Origin of the sequence: Streptomyces sp. NPDC059499 (genome assembly GCF_042749285.1) — a bacterium.
Classification (GTDB): domain Bacteria; phylum Actinomycetota; class Actinomycetes; order Streptomycetales; family Streptomycetaceae; genus Streptomyces.
Genome location: NZ_JBHYTT010000010.1, coordinates 47,207 through 73,065, shown reverse-complemented (window position 1 = coordinate 73,065; position 25,859 = coordinate 47,207). Strand labels below are relative to the sequence as shown.

At 70.9% G+C, this 25,859-nt stretch carries 20 protein-coding genes; 8 read left to right on the top strand and 12 right to left on the bottom strand.

The genetic code is table 11. From position 1 onward, the window contains the following. Positions 1-108 precede the first annotated feature (108 nt). The gene (locus tag ACFW9O_RS22895) at positions 109-840 is read left to right on the top strand and encodes a CDP-alcohol phosphatidyltransferase family protein (RefSeq protein ID WP_384611734.1); all 732 of its coding nucleotides are present in this window, start codon (positions 109-111) and stop codon (positions 838-840) included. Here the strand turns inward: ACFW9O_RS22895 and ACFW9O_RS22890 are convergent. After that, positions 809-1,258: an adenylyltransferase/cytidyltransferase family protein gene (locus ACFW9O_RS22890; RefSeq protein WP_351167558.1), complete on the bottom strand. Its 450-nt coding sequence runs from the start codon at positions 1,256-1,258 to the stop codon at positions 809-811. The two genes, ACFW9O_RS22895 and ACFW9O_RS22890, sit on opposite strands and share 32 nt — an antisense overlap. A gap of 117 nt (positions 1,259-1,375) precedes the next feature. On the opposite strand from ACFW9O_RS22890, the gene ACFW9O_RS22885 reads away from it, so the two are divergent. The 3 genes from ACFW9O_RS22885 to ACFW9O_RS22875 are packed head-to-tail and all read left to right on the top strand — an operon-like array spanning position 1,376 to position 5,561. After that, entirely contained in the window at positions 1,376-2,638 is a 1,263-nt protein-coding gene (locus tag ACFW9O_RS22885; protein WP_384611731.1) for a glycosyltransferase, read from the top strand. Next, the gene (locus tag ACFW9O_RS22880; RefSeq protein ID WP_384611729.1) at positions 2,635-4,320 is read left to right on the top strand and encodes a lipopolysaccharide biosynthesis protein; all 1,686 of its coding nucleotides are present in this window, start codon (positions 2,635-2,637) and stop codon (positions 4,318-4,320) included. Before ACFW9O_RS22885 ends, ACFW9O_RS22880 begins: the two co-directional genes overlap by 4 nt. Beyond that, positions 4,317-5,561: a hypothetical protein gene (locus ACFW9O_RS22875; protein WP_384611728.1), complete on the top strand. Its 1,245-nt coding sequence runs from the start codon at positions 4,317-4,319 to the stop codon at positions 5,559-5,561. Before ACFW9O_RS22880 ends, ACFW9O_RS22875 begins: the two co-directional genes overlap by 4 nt. Here ACFW9O_RS22875 and ACFW9O_RS22870 read toward each other — a convergent pair. Continuing rightward, entirely contained in the window at positions 5,530-7,071 is a 1,542-nt protein-coding gene (locus ACFW9O_RS22870) for a hypothetical protein (protein ID WP_384611727.1), read from the bottom strand. The two genes, ACFW9O_RS22875 and ACFW9O_RS22870, sit on opposite strands and share 32 nt — an antisense overlap. Positions 7,072-7,179: 108 nt before the next feature. On the opposite strand from ACFW9O_RS22870, the gene ACFW9O_RS22865 reads away from it, so the two are divergent. Next, a complete protein-coding gene (locus tag ACFW9O_RS22865) occupies positions 7,180-8,343 on the top strand; it encodes a glycosyltransferase (RefSeq protein ID WP_384611725.1) in 1,164 nt (387 codons plus the stop codon). A 12-nt stretch (positions 8,344-8,355) separates the two neighbouring features. On the opposite strand, the gene ACFW9O_RS22860 is transcribed toward ACFW9O_RS22865, so the two are convergent. The 5 genes from ACFW9O_RS22860 to gmd are packed head-to-tail and all read right to left on the bottom strand — an operon-like array spanning position 8,356 to position 15,914. Continuing rightward, complete coding sequence (locus ACFW9O_RS22860; RefSeq protein ID WP_384611723.1) at positions 8,356-9,183, bottom strand: glycosyltransferase family 2 protein; 828 nt, start codon at positions 9,181-9,183, stop codon at positions 8,356-8,358. Beyond that, on the bottom strand, positions 9,180-9,872 hold the full coding sequence (locus ACFW9O_RS22855; RefSeq protein WP_384611721.1) for a hypothetical protein: 693 nt from the start codon (positions 9,870-9,872) through the stop codon (positions 9,180-9,182). The genes ACFW9O_RS22860 and ACFW9O_RS22855 overlap by 4 nt, the downstream gene beginning before the upstream one ends. Continuing rightward, positions 9,872-12,124 carry a LamG-like jellyroll fold domain-containing protein gene (locus ACFW9O_RS22850; protein ID WP_384611720.1) on the bottom strand — a complete coding sequence of 751 codons (2,253 nt, stop codon included), beginning with the start codon at positions 12,122-12,124 and terminating at the stop codon, positions 9,872-9,874. Before ACFW9O_RS22850 ends, ACFW9O_RS22855 begins: the two co-directional genes overlap by 1 nt. Then, a complete protein-coding gene (locus ACFW9O_RS22845; RefSeq protein ID WP_384611718.1) occupies positions 12,121-14,904 on the bottom strand; it encodes a DNRLRE domain-containing protein in 2,784 nt (927 codons plus the stop codon). Before ACFW9O_RS22845 ends, ACFW9O_RS22850 begins: the two co-directional genes overlap by 4 nt. Continuing rightward, a complete protein-coding gene (gene gmd / locus ACFW9O_RS22840; protein ID WP_384611716.1) occupies positions 14,901-15,914 on the bottom strand; it encodes a GDP-mannose 4,6-dehydratase in 1,014 nt (337 codons plus the stop codon). Before gmd ends, ACFW9O_RS22845 begins: the two co-directional genes overlap by 4 nt. Positions 15,915-16,027: 113 nt before the next feature. On the opposite strand from gmd, the gene ACFW9O_RS22835 reads away from it, so the two are divergent. Further along, positions 16,028-16,999, top strand: coding sequence for a GDP-L-fucose synthase family protein (locus ACFW9O_RS22835; protein ID WP_384611715.1), 972 nt, complete (start codon positions 16,028-16,030; stop codon positions 16,997-16,999). Positions 17,000-17,049: 50 nt separating this feature from the next. Here ACFW9O_RS22835 and ACFW9O_RS22830 read toward each other — a convergent pair whose 3' ends face one another. The 5 genes from ACFW9O_RS22830 to ACFW9O_RS22810 all read right to left on the bottom strand — a co-directional run bounded on the left by ACFW9O_RS22830 (position 17,050) and on the right by ACFW9O_RS22810 (position 22,833). Beyond that, on the bottom strand, positions 17,050-18,597 hold the full coding sequence (locus tag ACFW9O_RS22830; protein WP_384611714.1) for a sugar transferase: 1,548 nt from the start codon (positions 18,595-18,597) through the stop codon (positions 17,050-17,052). A 240-nt stretch (positions 18,598-18,837) separates the two neighbouring features. Beyond that, entirely contained in the window at positions 18,838-20,016 is a 1,179-nt protein-coding gene (gene argJ, locus ACFW9O_RS22825; RefSeq protein WP_384611712.1) for a bifunctional glutamate N-acetyltransferase/amino-acid acetyltransferase ArgJ, read from the bottom strand. A gap of 148 nt (positions 20,017-20,164) precedes the next feature. Beyond that, positions 20,165-20,713, bottom strand: coding sequence for a GNAT family N-acetyltransferase (locus ACFW9O_RS22820; protein WP_384611710.1), 549 nt, complete (start codon positions 20,711-20,713; stop codon positions 20,165-20,167). 90 nt (positions 20,714-20,803) lie between these two features. Next, complete coding sequence (locus ACFW9O_RS22815; protein ID WP_351167530.1) at positions 20,804-21,100, bottom strand: DUF3303 family protein; 297 nt, start codon at positions 21,098-21,100, stop codon at positions 20,804-20,806. A gap of 194 nt (positions 21,101-21,294) precedes the next feature. Beyond that, the gene (locus tag ACFW9O_RS22810) at positions 21,295-22,833 is read right to left on the bottom strand and encodes a glycoside hydrolase family 43 protein (RefSeq protein WP_384611709.1); all 1,539 of its coding nucleotides are present in this window, start codon (positions 22,831-22,833) and stop codon (positions 21,295-21,297) included. Between the two features lie 418 nt (positions 22,834-23,251). Here ACFW9O_RS22810 and ACFW9O_RS22805 point away from each other — a divergent pair, with 418 nt between their 5' ends. Both ACFW9O_RS22805 and ACFW9O_RS22800 read left to right on the top strand, forming a co-directional pair. Continuing rightward, positions 23,252-24,310, top strand: a complete 1,059-nt coding sequence (locus tag ACFW9O_RS22805; protein WP_351167526.1) for a vWA domain-containing protein — start codon at positions 23,252-23,254, stop codon at positions 24,308-24,310. Positions 24,311-24,503: 193 nt separating this feature from the next. Next, entirely contained in the window at positions 24,504-25,721 is a 1,218-nt protein-coding gene (locus tag ACFW9O_RS22800) for an FAD-dependent monooxygenase (protein WP_384611707.1), read from the top strand. The last annotated feature ends 138 nt before the right edge of the window (positions 25,722-25,859 follow it).

The window sequence follows — 25,859 nt, the reverse complement described above, 5'->3', positions numbered from 1 at the left end:
CCGGGGCGTCGATTACCCGCAAGGTCATGCCGCCGGTACGAATCCAGGGCGTCCGGGGTCTCTGCGTGCCATGATGCAGCGGGGAACAGGCCGGACGCTGGGGGGCGTATGGAAAGCACGGGTACGGTGCTGCGCGAGTTGCGCGGCGCACAGAAGTCGTCCAAGGGTGTCTCGCTCTACTCGCGGTACGTGAACCGGCCGGCCGGCCGTCTGCTGGCGGCAGGTGCGTACCGTGCGGGTCTGACGCCCAATCAAGTCACCATGATCAGTGCGGCCTTCACGTTCTCCGCCCTTGCCGCGGTGGCGCTCTCCGAGCCGTCCTGGTGGCTCGGGATCGTCGTGTACGCGGGCCTGGCCGTCGGATTCGCCTTCGACTCGGCAGACGGGCAGCTCGCCCGGCTGACCGGACGGGGCGGCCCGGACGGGGAATGGCTCGACCATGTCGTGGACTGCGCGAAGATGATCCTCGTCCACACCGTCGTACTGATCTCGTTCTACCGGTTCGCCGAACTGCCCTCGGACGCCTGGCTCCTGCTGCCGCTCGGCTTCCTGTTCGTCGCGGTGCTCACCTTCTGCGCCGGGCTCCTGCGGGAACAGCTGGGCAAGGGGGCCGCCCGGACCGCACCGGCGGCCGCGGGCGCCACGGCTCCGGTGTCCCGGGTGCGGGCCGTGGCGTTGCTTCCCGCGGACTACGGGGTGTTCGCCCTGGTCTTCCTGCTGCTCGGCGCACCCGTGGTCTTCCGGGCCGGTTACGCCGTACTCGCCGCCGTGCACGCGCTGTTCCTGGTCGCGTTCCTGGCCAAGTGGTTCAGGGAGCTGAAAGCGCTCCGGGCCGGCTGACGAGGACGTCGAGGGCGCGGCGCAGCTGGGTGCTGGACGTGTGGACGGTGTACGGGAAGTAGACGACCTCCACGCCGACTTCGGCGAAGTCGCGCTCCAGACGCTTCCCCTTCTCCGTGCCGCGCCAGTCGTCGCCCTTGAAGATGACGTCGAACCGGACCTGCTGCCAGGTCTCGACCTTGTCGGGGACGGTCTCCACGAACGCCGCGTCCACGTAACGCACGCTGCGGACGATCTCCAGCCGCTCGTTCAGCGGGATCACCGGCTTGTGGCCCTTGGCGAGTGCGGCCATCTCGTCGGAGACGACCCCGGCGACCAGGTAGTCGCACTGACTGCGGGCATGCCGCAGGATGTTGAGGTGACCGACGTGGAACAGGTCGTACACCCCCGGCGCATAGCCGACTCTGTGCTGCACCATCCGTTCTCTCCCCCCACGGTGGAACTGGTTCAACGACCTTACTGTGAAGAACACTTGTGCATCCCGTGAACGGATAAGCTCAAGAAGAGGCTGTTCCGGGGGGAAGGCGATCGTCCGATGTCCGCTGATGAGCACCACCGACCGTTCGAAAACCGCAGGCTACTGGTGGTCTCCACCAACTACGCGCCGGAGCTGACGGGCATCGGTCCGTACGCCACCCAGCTCGCCGAACACTGGGCGGCGTCCGGCGCCCGTACCGATGTCCTGACCGGAATGCCGCACTACCCCGCCTGGCGCGTCGACGAGCAGTACCGCGGAAGGTGGCGCGGGCAGGAGAGCCGGGAGGGCGTGACCGTCCACCGGCGGCGGCACTACGTACCGCCCCGGCAGAGCGCCCTGCGAAGAGCATGGTTCGAGGCATCCGTGCTCATCCACGGGACCCTGGCGCCACCACCGGGACGCCCCGACGCGGTGATCTCCCAGATGCCGAGCCTCGCAGGCGGCGTCATCGGGGCGCGTATCGCACGCCGCCACGGAGTCCCCCACATACCCGTCGTCCAGGACCTCATGGGCGCCGCCGCGGCACAGAGCGGCATTCGTGGCGGCGGAAGGGCCGCCGCCGTAGCCGGGGCGGCCGAGCGCCACGCCCTGCGGGACGCAGCCGTCGTCGGCGTCATCCACGAGAGCTTCGTCCCCGGGGTCCAGGCCCTCGGCGTAGACCCCGCACGCATCCGGGTGGTGCCCAACTGGACGCATGTGGAACGGCCTTCGGCGGACCGGACCGTCACCAGAGCCCGGCTCGGCTGGCGCGAGGGGACCCAGGTGCTGCTGCACTCCGGGAACATGGGCCTCAAACAGGGCCTCGACGTCCTGATCGACCTGGCCCGGCTGGCCCCCGACATCCGCGTCGTGCTCATGGGCGACGGGAACCAGCGCGAGGCACTGCGCGAACGCGCCGGCGGCCTGCCGAACATCGACTTCCTGCCGCCTGCCGGAGCGGACGACTTCACCGATGTGCTTGCCGCCGCCGACGTCCTCGCGGTGACCCAGCGCGCGTCCGTGCTCGACATGAGCGTGCCGTCCAAACTCACCTCGTACTTCGTCTCGGGGCGGCCCGTCGTCGCCTCCGTGGCCGACGAGGGCGGCACCGCCGACGAGGTGCGCCGCTCGGGCGCCGGGGTTCTCGTGGCACCCGAGGACCCGGGGGCGCTCCTCGAAGCCGTACGGAAACTTGCGGGTGACCCGGAGGCCGCGGACGCGCTCGGCGCGCACGGTCCGGACTACGTCGCACAGCACCTGAGCAGGGAAGCGGGCCTCGCACGCTTCGACGCGCTGCTCACCGAGGTCCTCGGGGACGCACCAAGGAGGCCAAGCCGATGACACATCCGATCCGGCCCGTGGACGACCACGACGAACCGGCTCTGCTGCGCGACCAGTTCCGCCAGCTCCTGCGCTACCGGGCCCTGCTCGCCGCGGGTGTCGTGGTGGGCCTGTTCGGCGGCGGGTTCCTCGCCCTGAGCGGCGACGACACCTACACCGCCAGCGGCGAGGTCCAGGTGCGTTCCGCGACCGCCGATCCCTTCGCCACCGGCGCCTCCGCCGACAAGGGCATCAACATCGGCTCGGAGCGGCAGACCGCGGTCAGCGACACCGTGGGCGAGCTGGCCGCCGGCACCCTGCTCAAGAAGGGGGACGACGTCACGGCCAGGAAGCTGCTCACCGGCCTCCAGGTCACCAACCCGCCCAACACGCTCACCCTCCGCTTCTCCTACACCGGGGCCACACCCGAGCAGGCCCGCTCCCGCGCCGAAGCCCTGGCCAATGCCTACCTGGCGCACCGCAAGGCGCGCACCGAGGAGAGCATCGACAACATGGCGAACGGCTACCGCGCCCAGCTCGAACCACTGGAGGAGAAGCGCGACCTCCTGGAGGAGCGGAGCGGGGTCGACGCCGACGACGTCAGCAGCGCCCGCGCCAACATCATCGTCTCCATCTCCGAGCTGAGCCGGAAGATCTCCGAACTCAAGGCGCTCGACACCACCCCCGGCTACCTCAACAAGAAGCCCGTCGCCCCCACCGAGCCGGCCGGAGCGGGTCTGCCGCTGCTCCTCGGGCTCGGCGGCGTCGTCGGTCTCGCCCTCGGGCTGCTGCTGTCCTGGGTGCGGCTCGTCTTCGACCCCGCCGTACGCTCCCCGCGCGAGCTCGTGCGCTCCCTCGGGGCCCCGCTGCTCGGCACCCTGCCCAGGGAGCGCGCCGCCGCGGGCACCCTGCTCGCGATCGGGCGCAGCGGTTCGCGGCTGGCCGAGGAGTACCGCGCGGTCGCCTTCCGGCTCGCCTACGACCCGTCCTTCGCGGAGCGGCGCCGGCTCCTGGTCACCGCGCCGCGCGGGGACAACGCCGCGGCGGCCGCCGCCGCGGTCAACCTGGCCGCCGCCTTCGCAGAGATGGGCCGTGACGTCCTGCTCGTCGAGGCCGATCTGCGCACCCCGTCGCTGGCCCGGGACCTGGGACCGGCGGCCCACGAGGTGCGGCCGCCGCGCTGGGCCGCAGAGGAGGGGGACCGCAGCTGGCCCGCGGGCGGCAGGTCGAACGTGGACGTCCCCGGCTCCGGCGCCTTCGCCCTGGTGGCGGGGGCGACCGCGGACAACGTGCCGCGCGCCCTGACCTCCGCGTCCGTCGGGCGCATCGTTGCCGAGGCCGACCGCCCCGGCGCCGTCGTCATCGTCCTGGCCCCGCCGGTGCTCTCCTACGCCGACGCCGTCGCTCTCGTGGACCGGGTCGAGGGCGTCATGATCGTCTGTGACCCGCGTGAGGTGCACCGCAGCGACCTGGAGCGCATCCGCGAGATCATCGGGGCCTCCGGCGGCCAGGTGCTCGGGGCCCTGCTCCACCCCGGCCGCGGCCGGCTGCGCCGCGCGGAACGCCGGCCGAAGTCGGCCCGGCGCCACAGCGGCGGGGGGCCCCAGGGCCCGGCCGTCGACGAGGACGCTCCGGAGGTCACCGGCGACCCCGCCGAGACGATGGGCCTGCGCTCCTTCACCCTGCCGGGGGCGCGCCGGTGAGAGCCCGTACCGCGATCCTCTGCTCGGTCGCGGACCAGGGCGTGGCCGCGCTCACCAACATCCTGGTGCTCGTGGCCGCCGCCCGGCTCTCCACCGTGGCCGACTTCGCCCGTTTCTCCGCCGTCTACCTCGTCTTCACGGTGCTGCTGGGCGTCTCCGGGGCCTACAGCGGACAGCCCCTGGTCCTGCGGCGCGGCGACGGCGAGGAGACCCGGGGGGCCTGCCGCTCGGCCGTCGCGTTCACCGTGGCCGCCTCGGCCGCACTCGGTGCGCCGCTGGCCGCAGTCTGTCTGCTCGTCCCGGGGGACACCGCGCGTGCCCTGACGATGCTCGGCCTCGTCCTGCCGGTCGTGCTCGGCCAGGACGCCCTGCGGTACGCCTTCTCCGCCCTTCAGCAGCCCCATCTCGCCCTGAGCGCGGACGTGGTGAGGCTGGCGTGTGTGCTGGGCGCCCTGTCCGTTCAGGAGTACGGGGCGAGCCCCGCCCGGCTGATCGTGGTCTGGGGGACGTCCGCCCTGCCGGCGCTCCTGCTGTCCGCCGTGCTGCTGCACCGCAGGACCGCCGGGGCCGTGACGCGGTTGCGTCCGATGCTCGGGCGCGGCCACCTCGGGAAGCGTTTCGTCGTCGAGTTCGGTGTCGGCAACGCGACCAGCCAGCTCTCCGTCCTCGGTCTCGGTGCCGTCGGCAACCCGCTGCTGGTCGGCGCGCTGCGCGGGGCGACGACCCTGTTCGGGCCGCTCAACGTGCTGTTCACCTCCGCCACCTCCTTCGGCCCCCCGCTGCTCGGCCGCGTCGGCGACGAGAGACGCCGGGTGCGGGCCACCGCGGGACTCGCCGCCGTCCTCGCCGCCACCGCCGCCCTCTGGGCCACCGCCCTTGCCCTGCTCCCCGACGAGGCGGGGCGTGAGCTGCTCGGCGACACCTGGCCGACGGCCGCCGCCCTCCTCCCGGCGACCGGCAGCCAGTACGCGGCGATGGCCGTGGGCACCTGCGGACTGCTCGCCCTGCGGATGCTCGACCCGCGTACGACGCTGAGCATCCAGGTGGTCTTCTCGCTCACCGCCGTGGCGTTCATGGCGGGGGGCTACGCCCTCGGAGGCGTCCCGGGGGCCGCCTGGGGGCTGTGCCTCGGCTCGCTCTGCAAGGCCGCCGCCACCTGGACCAGGGTGGTCCGGATCCGACGCGGGAGGCCTGCGCCCGACGCGGCCGTCACCGCCGACGCGCTGCCCTCTGCTCCTTGAACGTGCTGATCAGCAGCAGACACAGCGCGGCGATGGCCAGCTTCCCCGCCGCCTGCAGGAGCGGGCCGCGCAGCAGGATGAAGGTGTATCCGGCGATCAGCGGCGCGGCGATGGCCAGCACACTCCCGGGGCCGGGCCCCGCCCGGGTGACGGCCAGCGCGTACCGGCGGTCGGTGCGCGCCACCGCGTAACCGATCAGTGCGAGCCCGCCGATCACTCCGGAGGCGCCGAAGTCGACCCAGAACTCGGTCCACAGCGGGGCCGAGAGGTTGGTCATCCGCAGCCCCATCCACTGCCCGACCCGGACCCCGGTGTCCTCCGGCTTCCCGCTCCACACCGCGCGCGGCACGAAGAACAGGGCGGAGCCCGTCAGCTGGCGGCCGTAGGTGTGGCCCCGTGTGTCGACCCACGAGATGCTGTTGGCGAACATCACCATCTGGTCGTAGTCCTTGGTCACCAGCGGCTCGAAGACCGAGGCCGACTGCGCGGGCCGCTGCCCTGCGTCGTCGTACCGGAACTTGTCGGCGTACGGGAACACCACCAGTGCCCCCACCACCCCCGTCGCCAGCACGATGCGGTAGATCGCCGCACTGCTCGGGAACGCGGTGAACACGAAGGCCATCAGCACCGTCAGGAACCAGTAACGGGCGTTGGAGACAGGGTTGTTCACCACAAGGTTCAGCGCTACCAGCGCCACCCACACCAGCACCGTCGACGGGGAGCGCCGGGCCCGGTAGGAGGTTGCCAGACGGCGGGTGTAGAAGAGCAGCGCCAGCAGCGCCGGGACCTGGCCGAAGCCCTTGACGAACGCCGAGCCGACATTGGACCCTTCCGAGACCACCCCGCTGGCCGCGACGGTCTCGTTGATCTCCTGCCGGCTGGAGAAGAAGACCGAGGGCCCGCCCAGCTTCATTACGTAGAACGCGCTCGCCGCGAACGCCAGGAGCACCAGCAGTCGCAGCCGCAGCGGATGCGCCACGGCCGGTCCCGCGCCCGGGCTCCGCGTGGAGGGTGTACGGCGCCGCAGCGGGCGCCGGGAGGCCAGCAGCGCCCCCAGGTCGAAGGCGGCACACCCCACCAGGACCATCGCGATGGCCGTGACCAGGTCCTGGCGCGGTCCCACCATCGGTGTCGGTGTCTGCCCGATCACCACCTGGGCGAACGGCGCCACGCCCATCGCGATGTACACGAACATCCAGAAGACGCCCTGGAGCAGCCGCCGCCGGGTGGAGAGGATCATCGTCGCCAGCCGGGCCCCCGCATAGCAGGTCAGCACCAACTGGAGCCAGTACGCGGTGTCCCGGACACCGCTGCCGGGCTGGGCGGCGATCACCGCGGGCAGGAAGCACACCAGGCCGAGGATGAGCGGCACGGACAGGGCCCGCGACAGCATCGACCAGGCGATCGGCTGCCCGGGCGGCTCCGGGACGCCGCCCCGGGCCCGTGCCCACTCCGGACGCGCGACCCCCCGGGCGGCCTGCTCCTGCGCCGATGTGTGCACCGACGTCATGCGCCCCCCCGGGATCAGTGAACCGCTGAACACTCTAACGAATCAGCCCACGTGAGGAGACGCGATGACTACTCTGTGAAGTATTAGCCGCAGTTGAGGGGAACTCTGGTGAAAATTCTGCATGTTGTCACGCTCCACACCCCGGACCACGCCTTCGGCGGGCCGACCCGGGTGGCGTTCAACCTCTCCAAGGTCCAGCGGGCGAACGGCGACGACGCACGCGTCATGGCCCTCGGCGACGGCTTCCCCGACGGTGAACTGCCCAGCCACGTGGAGGGAGTTCCCGTCCATCTCTTCCAAGCACGGCACCTGCTGCCGATGTTCGAGGTCAGTGGCATCACCTCCGCCGCGCTGCTGCGCACCGCACGCCGCATGATGCGCGGCGCCGACCTCGTCCACGTGCATCTGATGCGGGACCTGGTGACCCTGCCGGCGGCGCTCCTCGCGCTCGCGACCCGCACACCCCTGGTCGTCCAGACCCACGGCATGATCGACCCCACCGAGAAGAAGGTCGCCCAGCTCACCGACGTCCTCGGGGTCCGCAAGGTGCTGCGCGAGGCCGACGCCGTCCTGCACCTCACCGAGATGGAGCGGGTCGACGTGAACGCCGTCGCGGCTCCCGTACAGCTCACCCGTACCGTACGGCTGGTCAACGGTGTCCGTCCGCAGGAGCGCAAGCCCGCCCGCGACCCCGGCCGCCCGCCGACCGTGCTGTACCTCGCCCGCGTCCAGGAGCGCAAGCGGCCCGAGGACTTCATCGCCGCGATGCCGCACGTCCTCGCCCACCACCCGGACGCCCGCTTCGTGCTGGCCGGCCCGGACACCGGCGCGCTGGCCGGCACCCTCGCCCTCGCCCGGAAGCTGGGTGTCACGGACTCCCTCGACCATGTGGGCCCGCTGGAGCACGACGCGGTCCTCGCCGCCGGGCGCGAGGCCGATGTGTATGTGCTGCCGGCCATCGAGGAGCCGTTCCCGGTCTCGGTCCTGGAGGCGATGTCGGTCGGCACCCCGGTCGTCATCACCCGCACCTGCGGGCAGGGCCCCGATGTGTCGGGGGCCGGTGCGGGCCGGGTCATCGACAGCCGGGTCGGAGAGGACGCGGCCAACGCCCGTAAGGTCGCCGACGCGATCCTGGAGCTGCTGGAGCCGGAGGCCGCCGAGCAGGCGGGCAAGGCAGCCTGGCAGCTGGTCAACGACCAGTTCACCATCGAGGCCGTCACCGCCACCCTCCGGCGGACCTACGAGGACGTGGTCCGCCGGAGGCGAGGGTGAGGGCTCGGCTCGTCAACGTACAGGTGCCTCGCGGGACTTGAGCGCGATCTGCCAGCGGTAGAAACTCATGGCCAGGGCGAAGTCCAGCCCGGCCCGCCCGTCCAGGAACCCCCGCCGGTAGACGTACATGTAGGCGAAGGAGACCAGCGGCTTGAACGGCGCCTTGTGGAAGAGCTGCCCCTGACGGGACTTCACCTTCCGTACCTGTTCCTTGACATCGGGGTGGTGCTCCAGCCACGCCTCCCAGTCCGAGTAGCGGTTGTGCCGCTCGAACCACGCGGTGACGGGGTCCAGGTCCTGGTGCTCGATGGGGTTGCGCAGCGCCTCGGCCGTCGCGGCGACCGGCTGGTAGTGCCCCTCGACCTCCCCGATCCCCGGCGCGGCGAGGTCCCCGACCTCCGGGTAGTGGCAGCGGGTGCGGTCGGTCAGCGATCGCTTGCGGATCGTGTAGCCGTGGCGCAGCCGCTTCCCGGAGAACCAGTACCCCAGCGGTATGTCGTACGCGGCGGGCTTCGGGGCGTCGGGGTCGGCGAATATCTGGCGCAGCTCCGCCAGCAGACCGGGGCTGAGCCGCTCGTCGCCGTCCAGCACCAGGATCCAGTCCAGATCGGTGCGGACGTTCTCCAGGCACCACTGCTTCTTGCGTGGATGGCCCCCGTCCCAGGTGTACGTGACCACCTCGGCCCCGCACTCCTCGGCGATCTTCGCCGTGTCGTCCGAGCTGTGGGAGTCCACCACGACGACCGCCTCGAAGTGGCCGAGCACCGACTTCACCGCCTCGGCGATGTTCAGGCCCTCGTTCTTCGTGGGGATCGCCACGGCGATGGGCAGCTTGCTCAACTCTTGTCTCCTTCGGGCAGCCAGGCGTAGCAGCCTGTGGAGGTGAACGTGCGGGCGGCCGCCGGGACGGTGATCTCCACCCGTCCGCCGGTGTCCGAGGAACCGGATCCCAGCACCTTGCCGTTCGCCCCGGTCAGCTGCCAGCTGCAGTCCTTGGTGGGGGAGGCGGCCGCGTAGCGGCCGGGCCGGAGCTTCGCGCCCCGGTGCGTGCCGTCGGCGTAGCCGAGCGCCGCCTCGTCGACCAGGTCCTGGTGCTGCGGGCACAGATGGGCGACGGCCGGCTTCGCGTCGGCGACCTCGCCGGTGACGATCGCGCCGACGGCGATGTCCCGATCGGCCTTGACCAGGTAGCGGAGCCTGTCGCAGGTCTCCTGACCGGTCTGGAGCACCGCGGCCGGGTCCATCCCCTTGGGGACGCGGTCGGTGAGGTACTTCTTCTGCTTCTTGGTGAACGAGCCGGTGGCCGGGGTGATCCCGTCGGCGGGCACCTTCGGCGGTTCGCTCGTCGGGGTGGCCGGCGGACCGGCCGGGCCGGCGGACGGACCGGAGACGGAGGGCGCGGGCGGGGCCGCCGCGGACGGCTTGCTGCCCGCGGCGGCCTCCTTGCTCCCGTCGGCGGACGAGCCGCAGGCGGCCAGCGCCGCCGTCGCGATGACGACGACGGCGCCGGCCAGGAACGGATACCTCATCAACCCGTCCTCAGGGCGTAGTGGGCGCTGACCTGCGAACTGGTCAGCGCGGTCGGATACACGGCGGTCTCGTCGATCTGCCCGGCGAAGAAGTTGCTGGTCGGGCGGTTGGGCCAGTTGCTCAGGTTGTCCCCGCCGACACGCCAGTAGCCGGGGTAGTTCTCGTTGGTGGTGTAGAGGAAGTTGGACGTGCGCAGCTGCCCGTCGACGTACAGGGCCATGCCGCCGGGGCCCTGGGTGGCGACGACGTGGTGCCAGGCGCCGTCGTTGTAGGCGCCGGGCGTCGTGATGGTGCGGGTGCTGCCGTTGTGGATGCCGAAGACCAGCCGCCCGTCATTGGCCATGTACACGTGCTTGTCGTACCGGGTGCTGTTCTGCATCGTGAGATTGCCGAACCCGATGATCTTGCCGCCCCGGACCGTGGTGGTCTTGATCCAGGTCTCCACGGAGAACCGGGTGGGCTGCGCATGGCGCTTGTTGCTGTACGCGTACTCGTCGGAGCCGTTGAAACCGATCGCGGTCGAGGCACCCGCGACGGCGGCGGGAGTCTGACGGTAGGCGGGTGCGTTGCGCAGGAAACCGCTGTTCAGCCCGCCCGTGGTGTCGGCGGCGAAGGTGGACGTGCCCTCGTCGTAACGCCAGTAGAGCGAGGCCCCGTCGGCCAGCACACGCGCCGGGTAGCTCTCCGCCGTCGCCGCCACGGTCGCGGACTGTGCCGGGGACTTGGCGCTGGTGTTGGTGCCGTCGCTCGCGGTGATGCGGTACGAGTGGGTCTCGCCCACCGCCACATCGGTGTCGGTCCACTTCAGCTGGGGCCGGTCCCAGAAGAGCGAGTACCCGGTCGTCGTGTGTACGGGTGTGGTCGCCCCGTCCTTGTAGATCCGGTAGGTGAGCTCACCGTCGTCGGTGTCGAAGCTGGTCTGCCAGTTGACGTCGATCTGCCCCGGAGCAAGCGTGGAGAGGCTGACGTTGGGCACCCACGGCGCCCCGGTGTCCGGGCCGTCGGCGAACCGGGTCAGCCCCTGCTGCCCGGAACCGTTGACGGTGGTGAACTCCCCGCCGACCCACAGGTAGTGGCGTCCACCCTTGTCGGTCTGCGTCATCACCCGGGGCCCGACGGGCTCCCCGATGCCGTCGTTCGTGTCCGGGAACCAGGGCAGCAGCTCCGGATCGTCGACGGACTGGGCGAGGAGGTGCCTGCGCGGCTGGTCGGGGAACCCGCCCATGCTGGCGCAGTCATGGGCGTGGCTTCCGCTGTACAGCACGCCCGAGTGCACCAGGACGGCCTGGGTGGCTCCCAGGCAGGTGTCCCGCCACCGCTGCTGGAAGTCGTCGAGATCGATGGCGATCCGGCCGTCGAGGACACCGCCTCCGGTGCCCTCGTTGGCGGTGTACAGGCCGGTCGCGTCCGTCGTGAGGTCCTGCACCGTGGAGGTGTTGGGGATGAAGCCGGGGTAACTCTTGGTGAGCGCCCCCGTGGTGGCGTCCACGACGGCCAGTGCGTGCGACGTGGTGCCGTTGACGGTGAAGAAGTCACCGCCGAGCACCACGTGTTGTCCGTCCGGAGTCACCTGGACGGCGCGGGCGACCTCGTCGGCGTCGGCCGCCCACGGCAGCAGGTCGGCGTCCGTGGTGACGGCGGCGAAACTGTTCCTGGTCTGCCCGCCCACACTGGTGAAGTCACCGCCCAGGTAGACGGTGTCCGCGGTGACGTCCAGGGCCCGCACGGTCGCCGAGACGGAGATCTTGAAGTCCTGGCGCGGAGTGCACGTCGCGGTGTCGATGGCGGCGATATTGCTGACGCCCTCCCCGTTCACCGCCCCGAACTGGCCGCCCGCGTACAGGGTCTGTCCGTCCGGCGACAGCGCCAGCGCGCGAACGGTGGCCGTGCCCGACGAGAGGGTGAACGACAGGCTGCACCCCGTCGGTGCGCCGGTCGCCGCGTCGAAGGCGGCGAAGTTGACCGCGGGCTGCTCGGAGGTGCCGGCCGCGGCGTCGGGCGGCCGGACGGTGGAGAAGGTGCCGCCGGCGTACACGACGCCGTCGGTCGCGGCCATCGCCCAGACGATGCCGTTGGTCTGCCAGGTGGTGAGGTCGTCCGCGGTGAGAGACACCGGAGGTGTCAGTGCCGCCGTCGGGGATGCCCCGGCCGCCGCGGCGGTCAGGGCGCCGGCGAACAGGCAGAGAGCGGTGGAGACGGCCCGCACACGGCCGCGTCCCCCGGGTCTGTGCCCCGTGCTTGCGTTCATCATTCAGCTCCGAAGGTGAGAACGAGCTGCGGCCGGTAGGCCGCGGTTCCTGCCTCGCTCGACCAGAGGCGGAGACTGTCCGTCCCGCTGCTGGTGAGGGCGAGTGAGTAGACGGAGCCCAGGGCCCCGTCCAGTGCGGACGCGTTCAGCTCCACCGTGTCGTCGGTGGAGACGGAGGTCGCGCCTGTGATGGTCCCCAGCACGGTCGCGGCGAGCGCCGGCCGGGTGTTGTAGGTGACCGTCGACTCGGTCCACGTGCCGGTGACCGGCACGACGCTGTGGCTGTCCAGGGATCCCGCCGTCGAGTCCGACGACGTGCGGAAGGTGAGGCGGGCGCTCTTGAGTACCTGGCCGGACGGGGCCGGCGGAACGGTGAACCGCAGATAGCTCAGATAGGCCGTGGTGCCCCGGGAGGCGAGCTGGCTGTCGTTGTAGTTCGTGTTCGCCGACACGCTGTTGACGTACGCGTCCTCGTCCGGTGTGACGCTCAGCGTGGTGTCGCCGGGGCCGGGCGGGGTGCCCGCGAGCGCGTGGTGCGCGGCGACCTGGGCGGCGGTGAGCGCCGTCGGATAGACCGCGGTCTCGTCGACCTGTCCGGCGAAGTAGGTGCTCGTGGGCCGGTTCGGCCAGGCGTTGTTCATGGCGTCCCCGCCCACCCGCCAGTACCCGTTGTACGAGCGGTTGCCGGTGGCCGCGTTCGTGCCGACGACCGCCCCGTCCACGTACAGGACCATGCCGGACGGCCCCTGGGTCGCGACGGCGTGGTGCCAGGAGCCGTCGTTGTACGTGCCCGCCGTGGTGATGGTGGGCCGGGTGCTGCTGTTGCCGGACTGGACGCCGAACGCGAGGCGCCCGTTGTCCGTCAGGTACAGCAGCTTGTCGGAGATGTTGCTGGTGTGGCCCTGCGCGGTACCGATGTTGCTGCCGTAACCGACGATCCGCCCGCCCGTCGTCGAGGTCGTCCGGAACCATGTCTCGACCGAGTACGGCGTGGGCGAGGTGTACCGGTGCAGGCGGTCGCTGTAGACGTACTCGTCGACGCCGTTGAGGGAGAGCGCCGCCGAGCCGGCCACCGCGGACGGCGTGGAGCGGTACGTGGGGGCGTTCGCGTACACGCCGGAGTTGTCGTCGGCCGAGGCGTCCGCCGCGAAGGCGCCGCCCGCCTCGTCGTAGCGCCAGTACAGGCCGGCGCCGTCGGCGAGCACCCTTTCCTGGTACGGGGAGGCCGAGGAGGCGGCCGTGACCGAGGCGGCGGCGGACAGCCCGCTGGTGTTGGTCCCGTCGCTCGCGGTGATCCGGTACGAGTACGTCCGGCCCGCCACCACGTTCGTGTCGGTGAAGGTCAGCTGAGGCCGGCTGTAGAAGAGCGACGAGCCGGTCGTGGTGTGTACGGGAGTCGTGCCGCCGTCGCGGTAGACCCGGTAGGTGAGCAGGCTGTCGTCCAGGTCCAGGCTCGAACGCCAGCGGACCTTCACCTCGCCGGCCCGCGGTGCGGACACGCTCACGGCCGGAGCGGCGGGCGCACCCGTGTCGGGAGTGTTGGCGAACCGCGTCAGCGCCTGCTGGGACACCCCGTTGACCGTGGTGAACTCGCCGCCCACCCAGAGGAAGTCGCGGCCGCCGCGCGAGGCGACGGTCAGGGCACGGGGCCCGACCGGCTCCCCGATGCCGTCATTGGTGTCCGGGAGCCAGCCCACCAGCGCCGGGTCGTCGACGGACTGGGCGGTGAGGTGCTTGCGGACCTGGTTGGGGAAGCCGCCCATGGACGAGCAGTCATGGACGTGGCTGCCCGCGTACAGGACACCCTGGTAGACCCGCAGCGCCTGGGTCGCCCCCTGGCAGGTGTCCCGCCACCGCTGGTCGAAGTCGTCGAGGCCCATGGCGAGCCTGCCGTCGAACGACGAACCCCCGGCCCCCTCGCCCGCGACGTACCAACCGTCGGAGGCGGCGTCCGTGACGATGTCCTTGATCACCGCGGACGACGGGATGAAGTTGCCGGTGTAGGCGCGGGTCAGCGCACCCGACGACGCGCTCGTCACCGCGAGCGCGTGCGACGCGGCGCCGCCGACGGTGAAGAATTCGCCGCCGATGAGCACACTCGCCCCGTCGGGGGTCACCTTCAGCGTCCGGCCGGGCTCGTCCACGTCGGGGTTCCACGCGGTCAGGGCGCCCGTGGAGGTGACCGCGCCGAAGAAGCGCCGCGTCTGGCCGTTGACCGTCTGGAAGTCACCGCCCGCGTAGACGGTGCCGTTCGCGGCGACGTCCAGGGCGCGCACCGTCGCGCCGAAGTCGGGCGAGAAGCCCGGACGCAGCTGACACGTCGCGGTGTTGATCGCGACCAGGCCGTTCGCGGACGTCCCGTTGACGGCGTTGAAGTAGCCACCCGCGTACAGGGTCGACCTGTCCGCGGAGACCGCGAGGGCGCGGACCGTGGCGGTCCCGCTGCTGCGGGTGAAGGAGAGCGAGCAGCCGGTGGGTGCCCCGGTGGCCGCGTCGAACGCGGCGAAGTTCACGGCGGGCGTCGTGTTGCTGCCCGCCGGGGAGCCGGCCGGGCGGACGTTGGAGAACGTACCGCCCGCGTAGACCACTCCGTTCGCCTCGGCGAGCGACCAGACGATGCCGTTGGTCTGGTACGTGGAGAGGTGGTCGGCCGTGAAGCCGACCGGCGGGGTCAGTGCGGCCGCCGGGGGAGCGGCGCCCGCGCCGAGCGCGCCCGCACCGAGGGCGAGAACCGTGGCGAACACGGCGCTCCGGGTGCGTCCGAGGCTTCCCGGCCGTCTCATCGGTCCACCCGCACGGCCGCTCCCGTGAGCTGGTCGGCCAGCAGCCGGATGTCCGCGTCGACCATGATCCTGGCCAGCTCCTGGGACTTCACCTCGGGCTTCCAGCCGAGCAGTTCCTCGGCCTTGGACGCGTCACCGATCAGGGCGTCGACCTCGCTGGGACGCTCGTACTTCGGGTCGTAGCGCACGTGCTCGGCCCAGTCGAGGCCCGCGTGCTCGAAGGCGTACTCGAGGAACTGCCGGACGCTGACCCCCTCACCGGTGGCCACCACGTAGTCGTCCGGGGTGTCGCACTGCAGCATCCGCCACATCGCGTCCACGTACTCGGGGGCGTACCCCCAGTCCCGTACGGCGTCGAGGTTGCCCAGATGCAGCCGGTCCTGGAGCCCGGCCTTGATGCGCGCCACCCCGCGGGTGATCTTGCGGGTCACGAAGGTCTCGCCGCGGCGAGGTGACTCGTGGTTGAACAGGATCCCGTTGACGGCGAACATGTCGTACGCCTCGCGGTAGTTGACCGTCGCCCAGTACCCGTACACCTTGGCCACGCTGTACGGGCTGCGCGGGTGGAAGGGTGTGCTCTCGTTCTGCGGGGGCGGGCTGGCGCCGAACATCTCGGACGACGAAGCCTGGTAGATGCGGGTGTCGATACCGCTGGCGCGGACCGCCTCCAGAAGCCGCATGGTGCCGAGACCCGTGACGTCCCCGGTGTACAGGGGCGCGTCGAACGAGACCCGGACGTGCGACTGCGCGCCCAGGTTGTAGACCTCGTCGGGGCGGATGTCACGCAGCAGGTTCACCAGGGCGACGCCGTCGGACAGATCGGCGTGATGGAGGACGAACGAACGATTCGCCTCCTCGGGCCCCTGGTAGATGTGGTCTATCCGCTCCGTGTTGAAGCTCGACGATCTGCGTATCAGACCGTGGACCGTGTACCCCTTCTCGAGCAACAGCTCCGCCAGGTACGAACCGTCCTGACCGGTCACGCCGGTGATGAGTGCGGACTTCGCCATGACTCCCCCCTCCTGTGGTCGCCCGATGGGCGGTTTGTTCACCGAAATATCAACATCTGAGCGCTTTGGGCAAAAGCTCACCCGAGCGCTGTGCTGCTGGCACAATCCGAGCCATGACGACCGATATCCCCGGCCCGCCCCAGGAATCCGTCCGCCCCCTCCTACGCCCCGGCTCCCGCATATTTGTCGCGGGCCACCGCGGTCTCGTCGGCTCGGCGCTGGTGCGCCGCCTCGCCGCCGACGGCCACGAGGTGATCACCCGTGACCGCGGCGACCTCGATCTGCGTGACGCGGCACCGACCGAGGCGTTCCTGCGTGACGCCCGTCCGGACGTCGTCGTACTGGCCGCCGCCAAAGTGGGCGGGATCATGGCCAACAGCACCTGGCCGGTGCAGTTCCTGGAGGACAACCTGCGCATCCAGCTCAGCGTGATCGCCGGGGCGCACGCGGCGGGGACGAAGCGGCTGCTCTTCCTCGGCTCGTCCTGCATCTACCCCAAGCACGCCCCGCAGCCGATCCGTGAGGACTCGCTGCTCACCGGCCCGCTCGAGCCGACCAACGAGGCGTACGCGCTGGCCAAGATCGCCGGAATCGTGCAGGTCCAGTCCTACCGCCGGCAGTACGGCGCCTCGTTCATCAGCGCCATGCCCACCAACCTCTACGGTCCCGGCGACAACTTCGCCCTGGAGACCTCGCACGTCCTGCCCGCCCTCATCCGCCGGTTCCACGAGGCGAAGAGGGACGGTGCGCCCGAGGTCACCCTGTGGGGCTCCGGCACCCCCCGCCGTGAATTCCTGCACGTCGACGACCTCGCCGCGGCCTGTGTGCGGCTGCTGGAGTCCTACGACGGGGACGAGCCGGTCAACGTCGGCTGCGGCGAGGACCTGACCATCAGGGAACTCGCGGAGACCGTACGAGACGTGACGGAGTATCAGGGAACCATCGGCTGGGACACCTCGAAGCCGGACGGCACCCCGCGCAAGCTCCTCGACGTGTCCCGGCTCTCCTCCCTCGGCTTCAAGCCGCAGATCCCCCTGCGCGACGGCATCGCCCGCACCTACGCCTGGTGGCTCGGGCAGGGCTGACCGCCCCGCCCGGCACCCATGGGCTCCTCGTCCGAGTGCCTCCATCGCGATCAGTACGCTCCGCGGCCGTCGGTGACGGCACGCACCGTACGGGCGAGGAGCCCCATGTCCGTGACCACCGACCAGTTGTCGACGTACCAGAGGTCCAGCGACACGGTCTCCTGCCACGAGAGGTCCGAGCGCCCGCTGACCTGCCACAGGCCGGTCAGCCCGGGCTTCACCGCGAGCCGGCGCCGCTCACGCTCGTCGTAGCGCGACACCTCCTCGGGCAGCGGCGGACGTGGACCTACCAGGGACATGTCACCCCGTAGCACGTTGAGAAGCTGCGGGAGTTCATCGATGGAGGTCCGGCGCAGCGCATGGCCGATCCGGGTCACCCTCGGGTCGCGGCGCATCTTGAACATCGGGCCTTCGCTCTCGTTCGCCCCCGTGAGCTGCGCCTTACGGGTCTCCGCATCCGCCACCATCGTGCGGAACTTCCACATGGTGAAAGGCCTGCTGTGCCGGCCGTGCCGTATCTGGCGGTGGAACACCGGGCCGGGTGACGAGAACCGGACCGCGAGGGCGACCACGAACAGCAGCGGGGCCAGCACCAGCAGCCCGAGCGCGGCACCGCACCTGTCCACGACGGTCTTGAGCCAGGGCTGCGGACCGTGCCGCAGCGGCGGCGCGATGTGCAGCAGGGTCAGCCCGGCCGCGTCGGAGGGCCGCACGCGGCTCGCCGCGACACCCGAAAGCTCCGAGAGCACGCAGAGCGCGAGACCGCTGTCGTGCAGGCCCCACGACAGCGGCCGCAGCCTCTCGTCGCCGAACTGCGGCCCGGGCACCACGAGTACGAGATCCGCGTCGTGGGCGAAGGCGCTGCCGAGCACCGTGGACACGTCGTCGTCCGCCGGCTCCGGGGCGAGCCGCCCCGGTACCGGTGTGTCGCAGCTCAGCTGCGCCGGTCCCACCGGCACGGCGGCCGCCACCGTGTACAGGTGGTCCGTACGGGAGTTGAGCAGGGTCACCGCCTGGTCCACCCCCGAAGCCGCGCCGACCACCAGTACCCGGCGTGACGCCTGCCCGTGGCGTGTGGAACCGGGTCTGCCGCGCAGTCCCGAGGCGAGCACGGTCACGGCCAGGCCGGGTACCAGCGCCAGCACCGCCGTCGCCGGGTCGAGGGATCCGCCCGCCGCCGCGCACAGCACGGCGAGCAGTCCGACGAGCACCAGCCAGTCGCCGACGGCGCCGGACGCCCCACCGGAGTCCGCCGGCAGCCGGTCCGTGTACCGGCCGCGCGCCAGGCGTACCCCGGTCCAGACGAGTGTCATCAGGGCGCCGATGATCAGTGGTCGCGGCTGATCGTCGGCGCTCAGGACGAGCCAGGCCGGAACTCCGAGCCCCAACGCGTCGGTCAGGACCAGGAACGGCAGGCGCCGGCCGGGCGTCTTCGCCGTCCGCGGACGGTCAGCGTCGTCGCGCTGCGCGGTCGGAGCTCTCCACAACTGCTCAAGAGCTGCCGTCCGGTTCCGGGACGCAGCGGTACGCGGCCGTGGCGCGCCCGCAAGTCCCACCGGCCCGGATATGTCTGATTCAGGTATTTCGACATGCCCCATGAACCCCCCAGCCACAGTTGCATCCCCACAAACGGGACGCATCCGCCGATCCCATGGACTGACGGATGCGCCCTCGCTCGGTGCACGATATCCACACACGTGCCATTTCGCTGGAGTTCTCGTGAAGTTCAGACACCGGTGGAGGGCCGGGCTCCGCCGCATTCCGGAGCTGATCTCGGGGTCTGTGCGCAGTTGTTGGGGTCTGATGGCTTTGGGCAAGCGCTTACGACCCGGTGGGGATCAGGTCGTGTACTCGGAGTTCAGACGAACATAACCCTCCGTCAGATCGCAGCCATAGACGGTGAATCGGCCGTCCCCGATGCCCAGGCCGACATCGATCACGACCTCCTCGCCCCGCATGTGCCCGGCTACCGCGGCCCGCAGCTCGGTGTCCTCCGGCCCCCCGGCGCGCTGCGGATACACGTCGGTCCCGCCGAATCGGACGGTGACGTTCTCCGGGACGATGTCGGTGTCTTCGGTGCACTTGCCGATCGCCATCGTCACCCGCCCCCAGTTGGGGTCGCTGCCGTGCACGGCCGTCTTCACCAAGGGGGAGTTGACCACGCTCTTGCCCACCCGCTTGGCCTGGGCGGTGTCACGCGCACCGCTCACCCGCACCTCGATGAGCTTGCTCGCGCCCTCGCCGTCACTGGCGATGTTCTTCACGAGTGAGAGCGCCACCTCGTGCAGCGCCTCCTCGAACTCTGCCGGATCGACGTCGCCGGCCAGCCCGTTGGCGAAGAGCACCGCCGTGTCACTGGTGGACGTGTCCGTGTCGATGGACACCGCGTTGAACGTACGGTCCATGACGCCACGGAAGATCCGGTCCTGTGCCTCCGGATCGAGCCGGGCGTCGGTGGCGAAGAACGTCAACAGGGTGGCCATGTCCGGCTCCAGCATCCCGACGCCCTTGGCGATGCCCACCAGCGTCGCCGGGCCGCACCGCACCCTGACCTCCTTGGGCCGGGTGTCCGTGGTCATGATGGCCCGGGCCGCGCGGTCGAACCCGCCGTCGGGGAACGGCCAGGCGAGCGTCTTGATGTGGGCCCGGATCTGCTCCATCGGATAGAGCAGGCCGATCACTCCCGTGGAGGCGATCAGCAGTTCGTCCACCGGGAGCCCCGTGGCCGCGGCCACCGAGTCGCGCACCTCACGGGCGTTGCGCTCACCCTCGGCGCCGGTGGCGACGTTCGCGTTCCGCGCCAGCACGACGACTCCGCGCGCCCGGCCGTCGGCGGCGACCGCCCGGCTGAGCACCACGCTGGGGCCCGAGAACCGGGACTTGGTGAACACCGCGCTGATCCGGGCCGGGACGGTCGACGCCAGTACGGTGAAGTCGTCCCGCCCGTCGTCCGACAGCCCCACCGGGGCGGTGTGCACCGCGAAGCCCTCGGGATCCCGGGAGGTCGTTTCGGCCATGATCGCCTCCTTCTTATGCGTTCTCTCGTATACTTATGCATGCAGCATACGGGAGCGTGCCCGGCCGGGGGACGGAACGGCCGGGTCGGCGGCGGGGAGGCCGTGGACGGGTGGGGCGGCACGGTGCGGCCGCGCCGGAACGGCCTCGTCAGGACGCGGCGGAGGACTCGATGCGCCAGATCACGTCGATCCCCGCCTCACCCTGCGTCTCCGGCCCGCCGGGTACCGGTACGCGTTCGACCTCGGTGAAGCCCAGACGGCGAGGGACGGCCTCGCTGGCCCGGTTCGCGGCATCGTGGTGGATCTCTATCCGATCGATCTCCGCCAGGGCGAAACCCTGGCGGAGGAGCGCCGCGGCGGCCATGGTGGCGAGGCCCCGTCCGGTCCACCCGGGGTGGAGCCAGTAGCCGATCTCCAGCCCCCCGGGGCCGATCCGACGCATGAGACCGCAACTGCCGATCACCGCACCGCCCGAAGTGATCGCGTAGCTGTAGGCCTGGCCCGACTCCCACTCCCCCTCGCTCCGGGTCAGGTACTCGGCGATCGTGGTGTGGTCGTAGGCGGACGCCCAGGGCATCCACGGAAGCAGGTGGGGGAGTGACTCGGTGACCACCCGGTTCAGGGTTCCGACGTCGCTCGCGCGCCACCGTCGCAGCTCGACCTGGTCGAAGGTGAGGGTCTCAGCAGGCTGTTCCATGCGCGGCATGCTTCCATCCCGATGCCGCGGAGGGCATCGGGACGGCCGGGGCGGCGCTGCGGTACGAGCGGGCTGTCGGGGCGGAAGCGGTCAGCCCCGCTTCACCGCGGCAAGACCCTTCTTCAGGTCCTCGCTGTTCATCACCGGCTGGATCTCGATCCTCGCGCCGAGTCCCTCGAAGAGCGGCTCGGCGATACTGGGCAGCTGTGAGCTGTCCTGCATGTCGAAGACGAAGGTGCAACAGCGCCCGCCGTCGCTCGGGCCGAAGTAGGCCGCCTCCGGCTTGAGCTGTTCGGCCAGCGACTGCATGATCTTCTGCAGACTGCCGTTCTTGACGGCTTCGTTCGAGATCTGTGTGTCCATCCACGCCCGCAACATGACCCTCATGGCATCGCTCCTTCCGTCCGCCGCGACCGGCGCGGGCCCGTCCGCGCTCACTGGGCCCCGGGGACATTCGGCTCAGCCTTTCCCCGACTCGTCGGGGCGGCAACATAAGGTGCGCCGTCCGTGCCGTCGGCATCCGGCCGCCGCCGTGCGGCCCTGCCCCGCCGAGGCGAAGCCGGGCCGCGGGGAGCGGTCCGTCAGGCGGGCCGCAACTCGAACCAGTCGAAGGCCGCACTGCCGTGGGTGGCGTACATGCCGATGACACGGCCGGTGAAGCCTCCGGCGACCTCGGTGGTGAGGTAGCGGCCGTCGAGCTCGGCCAGGATCTCGAAGTCGCCGTCGGCCGTCTCGTACCCCAGGCGGAGCGTGTCGGGGCCGCCGACGCGCAGCCCGGGCGGGACCGTGGCCTCCGGATCCGTGGCGCGAACGGTGACCGTGGGCGGCAGGACATCGGTGGTGGTGACGTCGATCCGCAGGGTCACGGGACCGGGCGGCAGGCTCCGTTCGGCGACGGTCTGGCGAAGCGGGCCGATCCTGGCGACGGCGCGGACCGTGCCGTCGCCGGTCTCCACCTGGTAGTGGTGAGCCTCGTCCAGGCGTACCGCGAGCCCGGCGCAGCCGCCTTCGTCGACGGCGACCAGCGTACGGGCGCTGCAGTCGGGATCGCGCTGACGCCGTCCCACGAACAGCGCACCGGGCTTCTCCAGGCCGTCCGCCCGGGCGTGCAGTACCAGGTGGTCCGGCCGCTCGTCGAGGCGGACGGCGGCCGGGTCGTGCCGCCGGAGCGTCACCCAGCAGGGAGCGAGCACGGTGGAGTCGAAGTCGTCCCGCTCCGGCTCGGGTTGCCAGGGATGCGGCGGCAGCGCCGGAGCAGCCGCGCGCAGCTCGAGCGGCCCCGGCAGCGGCCACTCGTCCTCCCAGCGCACCGGGACCAGGAACGTCTCCCGGCCCAGTCCGTGGTACATCGGTGTGTCACCGCGCGGCCGGGTACCCAGCAGCACCATCCACCATGTGCCGTCCTGCGCCTGCACCAGGTCGCCGTGGCCGGTGTTCTGCACCGGGTGGCCGGTACTGCGATGGGACAGCACGGGGTTGGCGGGGTGCGGCTCGAACGGCTCCCGCAGTGAGCGGGACCGGGCCACCGACAGCGCGTGGCCGCGTTCCGTGCCGCCTTCCGACAGCAGCAGGTACCACCAGTCGCCGACCCGGTACAGGTGCGGCCCCTCGGGATACTGCAGCCCGCTTCCCGACCACATGGCCACCGGTTCGCTCAGCAGCTCGCCCGTCCTCGGGTCGATGCGCACCCCGCGGATCCCGTCCGAGGAGAACACGCACCAGCAGTTCCCCTCCTCGTCCCAGGCCAGGTCGGGGTCGATGCCCGGTATGCCGACCGGGACCGGGTCCGACCACGGTCCCGCGGGGTCCTTCGCGGTCACCAGGATGTTGCCCCCGCCTGCGACCACGGTCGTGATCATCCAGAACACGCCGTCGTGGTGGCGGAGCGTGGGCGCGTACACCCCGGTCGAGGCAGGGGCGGTGTCGGCCAGGTCCAGCTGCGAGGGCCGGTCCAGCGCGTGCCCGATCAGCCTCCAGTGCACCAGGTCGCGGCTGTGCCACAGCGGCACTCCGGGTACGTACTCGAAGCTGGACGTCGCCACGTAGAAGTCGTCGCCGGCCCGGCAGATGCTCGGGTCCGGGCTGAAGCCGGGTATCACCGGATTGTCGAAGAACGTCATGTCGTCCTCAGGAGTGGGGTCGGACCGCGGGGAGGGGCGGGCCGCACCGGATCGTCGAAGCGCTTCATTGATCGCACCCGAGCGGCTCGCTGTCAATGGTTCTACGACATCACCTGGACCTGGCACGGCAGATGCAAGTGAGCCACTCCGTGCGGAGTTCCGTCCGGATCGACATATGTGCTCACTGGTAAGTAGGTGATCGAAGCGCTTCGACACAGGATGGTCCGTCTTCCGGTGCAGGCGCTTCACCACGGCCGGGCACCGTTCGGGTCCCGGCCGAGGCAGCTCGGCCGGCGTGTCTGCCCGGCTCCCTGGGTGGACCTCCGGTGCTCGTCGCGATCGGCCGTCAGGCTGACTGTCAGTGCCTCCCCCTAGGTTGGAAACATCAGTCGGGGAGCCTCGGAGGGGGAGTGGACGCGTGTCCGCCAACAAGATCCAGCACAAGGTCAATCACGTCGCGCTGGTAGTGGACTGCTCGGGTTCCATGCACCAGCACCAGAGCCAGCTCATCCGCGTCGTCGACGAGTTCGTGGCGGGCCTGAAGGCCGAGTCGGACAACCTCGGCCACGAGACCCGGATCAGCCTGTACTCCTTCGACCACCGGGTGGAGAACCTGGTGTGGGACATGGACGTGAAGCATCTGCCGTCCATGCGGGGCCTGTACAAGGTCAACAACGGTGCCACCGCGCTCATCGAGGCCTCTCTGAAGTCCCTGGACGACCTGGACCACATCTGGGAGGAGTACGGAGAGCACAGCTTCCTCCAGATCGTGGTGACCGACGGTGAGGAGAACGCCTCCGGCGGCGACAGGCGGCACGACGGCGACATGACGATCCTCGGGCCCTGGCTCGACAGGATCGCGGCGAAGATGGGCGCGCTCCCGGGCCACTGGACCTCCGCGATCCTCGTCCCGAACTCCCTGGCGAAGCGCACCGCCCAGAACTACGGATTCCCGGCCGGGAACATCGCCATCTGGGACGCGGATTCCAAGGAGGGCGTCGAGGAAGCGATCGGCACCGTGCGCGCTGCCGCCACCAGCTTCCTCCGAGGCCGTGAGCAGGGTGTGCGGGGTACGAAGAACCTGTTCGCCGTCGGTCAGGACATATCGGTCGACGACGTGCGGGCGAACCTCGAACCGGTATCGGCGGACAAGTACCGGCTCCTGAAGGTCGACAAGGAGGTCGAGATCCGGGCCTTCGTCGATTCGCATCCGGGCGTCACGTACGAACGCGGCTCGTGCTACTACCAGTTGGGGACCCGGGTCCAGGTGCAGCCCGACAAGGAAGTCATCGTGGTCGAGAAGGACACCGACCGCGCCTACTCGGGCGACGCGGCGCGCAGTCTTCTGTTCGGTACGGGCGTCCGCGGGACCGTGTCCGTGAAGGCGGGGAACAACCCCAAGCTGGAGGTGTACGTGCAGAGCCGTTCGGTGAACAGGAAGCTCAAGGCCGATACGCGTCTGCTCATCATGCTCTGAGGGGGCGCCGCACTCCTCGGTCCAGCGCGGAGCGCCGTTCGTCGGCCGGGCGCTCCTCGATAGGGTTCCGTCCGGGTCCTGACCGCAGGTATCGGAGCAACATGCTTTGTTGCAGGCGGAGTTGCCACCGGTCACGCCGGCGCGACAGCACCCGGTACGGCGTCCGGAGAACCGAGTGAGTGGAGTGCCAGACATGCGTGGAGGCAGCATCGCCGTGGTCGGCGGCAGCATAGCGGGGTGTGCCGCGGCCCTGGCCGCGTCGCGCGGCGGAGCCGAGAAGATCACCGTATTGGAGCGTGCCGACGCCCGGCTGCGGGACAGGGGCGTGGGGATCGCCCTCCACAGCGACCGGTACGACGAACTGAGGGACGCCGGGTACGTGGCGCCCGAGATGCCCTGGGCGCCACTCACCCGGCGGGTATGGAGCGCACGCGACGGCGAGGCGGACCACGGCCGGGCCATCGGCGAGCAGCCCTTCCCGTTCCGTGCCTACAGCTGGGGCTCCCTGTGGAGCGAACTGCGCCGTCGGGTGCCCGAGGAGGTCGACTACCGGTCCGGCGCGGTGGTCACCGGCGTGGAACCGGACGCCGACGGTGTGACACTGCGGCTCGCGGACGGCTACGAGGAGCACTTCGACGTCGTGATCGGGGCGGACGGGTACCGCTCCGTCGTCCGCGAGGCCATGTTTCCCGGCGCCGACGCGACGTACGCCGGGTACATCGGCTGGCGCGGCACGTCGAGGGACGTCGCCGGCCTTCCCTCGGACGGCAACGACGCACACAACATCGTCTTCCCCGGCGGCCACTGCATGATCTACCGCATCCCGGACGGCGTCGGCGGCCACCTGCTCAACTGGGTCCTCTATACCGCGCCCCCGCGGACCGAGGGACTCCACCCGGACCTGCGGACCCCGACCTCCCTGCCGCCGGGCCGGCTCAACTCGGAGCTCACCGCGTACCTGCGCGCCCTCGTCTCCGACAACTTCCCGCCGTACTGGGCGGCCAGGGTGCTCCGTACACCCGCCGAGACCACATTCATCCAGCCCATCTACGACCTCGAAGTGCCGCACTACACCTCCGGGCGGATGGTGCTCGTCGGTGACGCCGCCAGTGTCGCCCGGCCGCACATCGGCGGCGGCAGCGTGAAGGCGCTCCAGGATGCCACCGCGCTGGAAGCCGCCTGGGTGGCCGGCGGCAGTTGGAAGGAGGTCCTGGAGAGGTACGACGACCGACGCGGCAGTGTCGGGCCGGCCATGGTCGCGCTCGCCCGCAGGATGGGCAGCGCACAGGTCGAGAACACACCCGACTGGTCCGCCATGGGCCAGCCGGAGTTCGACGCGTGGTGGCAGGACCAGAACAAGGGCTCCGACCGTCGCAGCGGCTTCGGCGGCCACAGCATCAAAGCCGGGTAGGCCGGATCGGGAAGGGGGCGGGGGCCCCCCCCCCCACCCGGGGGGGGCCCCCCCAGCGGGGAATAACCTGGAGAACCCCCGAGGGCCCGCGGTTGGCGCCCGGGGGGCGGGGGGGGGGCTACGGGCCGGCGGGCGCGC